This is a genomic window from Methylosinus sp. Sm6 (assembly GCF_019802345.1).
Classification (GTDB): Bacteria; Pseudomonadota; Alphaproteobacteria; order Rhizobiales; family Beijerinckiaceae; genus Methylosinus.
On the sequence record NZ_JAINDZ010000085.1, the window covers coordinates 1 to 4,237 of the forward strand.

Genomic DNA, 4,237 nt, shown 5'->3' on the forward strand with positions numbered 1-4,237 from the left:
GGCGGCGGCCTGCGCCGCACCCGCCGCCGCGCGGCGGCGCGCGGCGGCGTCGCGCGCCTGTTGCGCGGCGGTGCGCCGCTCCTCGCAGCGCGCGCGATGGCTGGCCGTGGGCTCGCCGCCGAGCAGGACCGCGCGCTGTGCGCGCAGCGCGGCGACAGCGGCCTCTCGCTTCTGCCTCTCCTCGGCGCTGCGCGTTGCGGCCTCGCTGTCGGCGCGCGCTTCGACGCTCGCGCCGGCGCGCCGCTGCGATAGCTCGACCAGCGAGCGCTCCGCCTGCGCGGAGCGCTCGCGCGCCAGGCGAAACGCTTCGCCTGCTTTCGCGAGACGGCGCATCGCGCTCGCGAGATTGCGGTCGAGATCGACGGTCGTCAAATCGCAGAGCGGCAGAAAGGGCGCGAGCGTGCGATCGACGGCGCGCAGACCGTCCGTCGCGGCGTCTCGCGCAGCCGAAAGCCGCGCCGTTTCTTCGCGTGCTTCGGCCAGCCGCGTCTGCGCGGCTTCGCGCAGCCGGCGCCGATCGCCGATGGCGGCGCGCAGCCGATCGAATGTCTGGCGCAAGATTTCGATATCGCCGCGCAGCAGACGCGCGCGCTCGAGCGCGTCGTCGAGCACAGTGTCCTCGCGCTGCATCGCTTCGGCGAGAGCGGCGAGCGCGGCTCCCTCCTCGATGGCCGAAGGCTCGGCCGGCGACATGCTCGCGGGCCATTGGGCGCGCAGGCTTTCATAGCGCGCGAGCGCGCCGTCGATCTCGGAGCGCGCCTCGTCGCCGCGCCGTCTCGCATCCGCGTCGCGCTGGCGTGCTGTCTCGAGCCGCCCGTTCGACGTCGCGATCATCGTCTCGAGCTCGCCGATCTCTCGCCGCAGCGCGTCGCGCCGCGCGCGCAGATCGGCGATGACGGCGTCGGCCGCCGCGCTCCCATGCGCATGCGGATGCTCGCGCGCGCCGCAGACCGGACAGGGCGCGTCCGCAACGAGGCTGGCGCGCAGGGCGAGAGCCGCCTCGGAGACCGCCGCGTCGGCGATCTCGCCGAGCCGCTCCACTTCGCCGCGCCGCGCCTCGGCGAGACCGCGCGCGGCGTTCGCCGATGCGAGCGCGCGCCGCTCGTTGTCTTGCGCGACGCCCGCCGCCTCGACTTCGCGCGCCGCCCGAGCGAGATCGTCGCGGGCGCGCGCATGGCGCTGCGCCTCGGCGCCGAGCCGAGCGACGAGACGCGAGGCCTCGTCGAGCGCGCGCCGGCGGCGGCTCGTCTCCTCCTCCTTCATTTCGGCGAGCGCGCTGCGGCGCTGCTCGATCTGCGCGGCGAGCGCCGCGCTCTGCGTCTCGTCGGCGCGGTCGGCTTCGTCGAGCGCGGCGATCTCGCGGCCGGCCGCCTGCGCGACGGCGTCCAGCTCGGCGAGGCGGGCGGCGCCCTTTGCGAGCGCGTCGGCGGCTTTGCCGCGATCCGTGAGCGCGCGCTCGATCTCGCTCCAGCGCGCGTGTAGCGGCTCGGCGCCGGCGAGGCGCTCCAGGGCGACGACGGCCCCCGTCCGCTCCGCCTCTGCGGCTTCCAGCTCGGCGGCGACACGCGCCCCTTTCTCCTCCGTCTCGCGCGCTTTCGCATCTGCCTCGCGCGCGGCTCTGGCGGCCTCCGCCGTCTCGCGCTCGGCCGTGGCGATCTGCGCGTCGAGCCGCTCCGCCTCCGACCATTGCGGGCCGAAAGCTTCGACCATGGCGACGGCGGCATCGCTCGCGCGGACGGCGCCCGCCTCGGCGAGCGTCGCCTGCTCCAGCGCCGCGCCGGCGGCGGCGGCGGCGGCGCGCGCCGCCTCGTTCCTCTCCCCGGCCTGCCGGAGCGCCGTCTCGGCGGCGGCGCGTTGCGCGAGCGGCGCCCGCAGCGGCTCGGCGCGCTCCAGCGCGCGCAGATGATCGCGGGCTTCGTTCAGCGCCTCCAGCGCGGCATGCGCCGCGTCGCGGCGCGCGACGGCCGCCTCCAGACGCTGTTCCGCTTGCGCGATCGCCTCGTGACGGCGCAGCAAAGCGAGCGCGCCCTCGCGCTCGGGCGCGAGCGCGGCGCGCTCGTCTTCCGCTTCGCGACGCTCCGTCTCCAGCGCGGCGCGCGCCTCTTCGGCGAGCAGTCCGACCTCGTCGCGCCGGCGGCGCAGCTGCAGCAGCTCGTCCAGCGCCGTCTTCGCGCGCGCATGCACGCGCCGCGAAATTTCGCCATAGACCGACGCGCCGGTGATCTTCTCGAGCAGGTCGGCGCGCTCCTTCGAGTCGGAGCGCAGAAAGGCGTCGAAATCGCCCTGCGCCAGCAGCACGGTGCGGCGGAACTGCTCGAAGGTGAGATCGGTCAATTCGACGATCTTCGCCTTCACCGGCTCGACGCCGGAGGAGACGGCCGCGACCGGCGCGCCGGCGGCGTCGATGCGATGCAGCGAGCGGATGCGCTGCTGGAGATTGCCGGTCGCCCGCCCCCTCGCCCGCGCGAGGTCGCAACGGGCGCGATAGCGCTCGCCGTCGCGGCCGAGAAAATCCACCTCGGCGAAGCCGCGCCCGGCGCCGCGGCGCAGGATGCTGCGCGGATCGGCGGCGCTCAGAATCTCGCCGCTCGAATCGGGCACGCCCTCCTTCACGCCCTGCGCGGTCACGCGCGGAAACGCGTCATAGAGCGCGAGGCAGAGCGCATCGAGAATGGTCGATTTGCCGGCGCCCGTTTCTCCGGTGATGGCGAAGAGTCCGGCGCCGCGGAGCGGCTTCGCTTCGAAATCGATCTCGAAGCGCTCGGCGAGGCTCGCGAGATTTTCGCCGCGAATGGCGAGGATGCGCATCTATTCCTCCGCCGCGGCGGCGTGGAACAGCGCGAGATGCCCCGGCGTCGGCTCGATCTTATGAGCGAAGGCGAACGCCTCGCGGAAGAGATCGACCGGCTGGCGCTCGCAGAGTCGCAGCGTCGTCGCGGCCGGCGCCTCGGGGGCATGCCGCGGCCGCTCGATCGCTAGCGAAGCGAGGCGGATCGGATATTTTTCGGCGAGCGCGCCCAACTCCGCGTCGAGGCCGACGACCGGGCCCTCGGCCGCGACATTGAGATGCACGAAAGGGCGCTCGTCGATCGCGAGCGCGGGATCGAGGCCGAGCGCGGCGAAGGCCGCCTCCACCTCCTTCGCGGCGAGCACGCCACGCGCGGGCAGGCGCAGGCAGGGCGTCGGCCGCTCCAGCGGAACATGCTCGACCTGCGCGGCGCCGCCGTCGATGGTGACGATGGTGACGCCGTGATCGTAATCGATCTCGGTCTTGGACATCGGAAACAGCGAGCCGGAATAGCGCACGCTCTCGCGCCCCACCCATTGCGGGCGGTGCAGATGGCCGAGCGCGACATAGGCGACGTCCGGCGGAAACAGATCGGGCGGCACGGCGTGCTCGCCGCCGACGAGAATGCGGCGCTCGGCGCCTTCCGATTCGAGGCCGCCCGCCACATGCAGATGGCCGGTGACGACGAGCGGCGCATCGCCGATTTTGTCCCGCGCGGCGGCGATCAGCTCGGCATAGAGCGCGCGCGTCGCATGGACGATGGCCGAGCCTTCGACCTCGCGCTCGACGAGCGGCAGATCGGCGGCGCGCGGATAGGGAACGGCGAGGAGATGCGCCTCGACGGCGCCGCCCGGCCCGCGCAGCGGAACGAGATGAAGACCCGTGTCGATCGCGCCCTCGCGGCGGGAGATGGCTCCGACGCCGACCACATTGACGAGATCGAACAGCGCGCGCGGCGCCTCGATCCGCCCGCCCGGATCATGATTGCCGGCGAGGAGCACGATGGTCGCCGCTGGCCGCGCCGCGCGCAGCGCTTTTAGCGTGTCGTAGAGCAGCTTTTGCGCCTCGGCCGGCGGATTGAGGCTGTCGAAGATGTCGCCGGCGACGACGATCGCATCGACCGCGCGCGAGGCGGCGATGGCGACGAGGCTCGCCAGCGCCTTGCGATGCTCGGCCTCGCGCGGCCAGCCCTGCAATTGCGCGCCGAGATGCCAGTCGGCGGTATGAAGGAGTGTGATCGCCAAATCGATTCGCCACGGAGGGTGGAGGTGGATTCTAGCATGAAGCTCAGGCGGATGCAGGCGGGTGATTTCAGCCGGCTCGAGGTCGCTCCCGTCGTGGATTGCGCGGCGCCGAAGGCCGCGTATTTGAGCGATTGCCCGGTCCTGCCATTGTGTCCCGACAGCGCCGTGACGCTGTTCACCTGATCATGGTGATAGAGATAAGGCT

Annotated in this window: 3 protein-coding genes; 1 reads left to right on the forward strand and 2 read right to left on the reverse strand. The window is 73.1% G+C overall.

The window, feature by feature from the left end; genetic code table 11:
* Positions 1 to 2,808: AAA family ATPase (locus K3F48_RS23265; RefSeq protein WP_222577823.1), on the reverse strand; the 2,808-nt coding region annotated here is incomplete at its 3' end.
* Complete coding sequence (locus tag K3F48_RS23270) at positions 2,809 to 4,032, reverse strand: exonuclease subunit SbcD (RefSeq protein ID WP_255609713.1); 1,224 nt, start codon at positions 4,030 to 4,032, stop codon at positions 2,809 to 2,811.
* A gap of 36 nt (positions 4,033 to 4,068) precedes the next feature.
* Between K3F48_RS23270 and K3F48_RS23275 the strand changes: the two genes are divergently transcribed.
* Positions 4,069 to 4,215, forward strand: coding sequence for a hypothetical protein (locus tag K3F48_RS23275; RefSeq protein ID WP_222577824.1), 147 nt, complete (start codon positions 4,069 to 4,071; stop codon positions 4,213 to 4,215).
* Positions 4,216 to 4,237 lie beyond the last annotated feature (22 nt).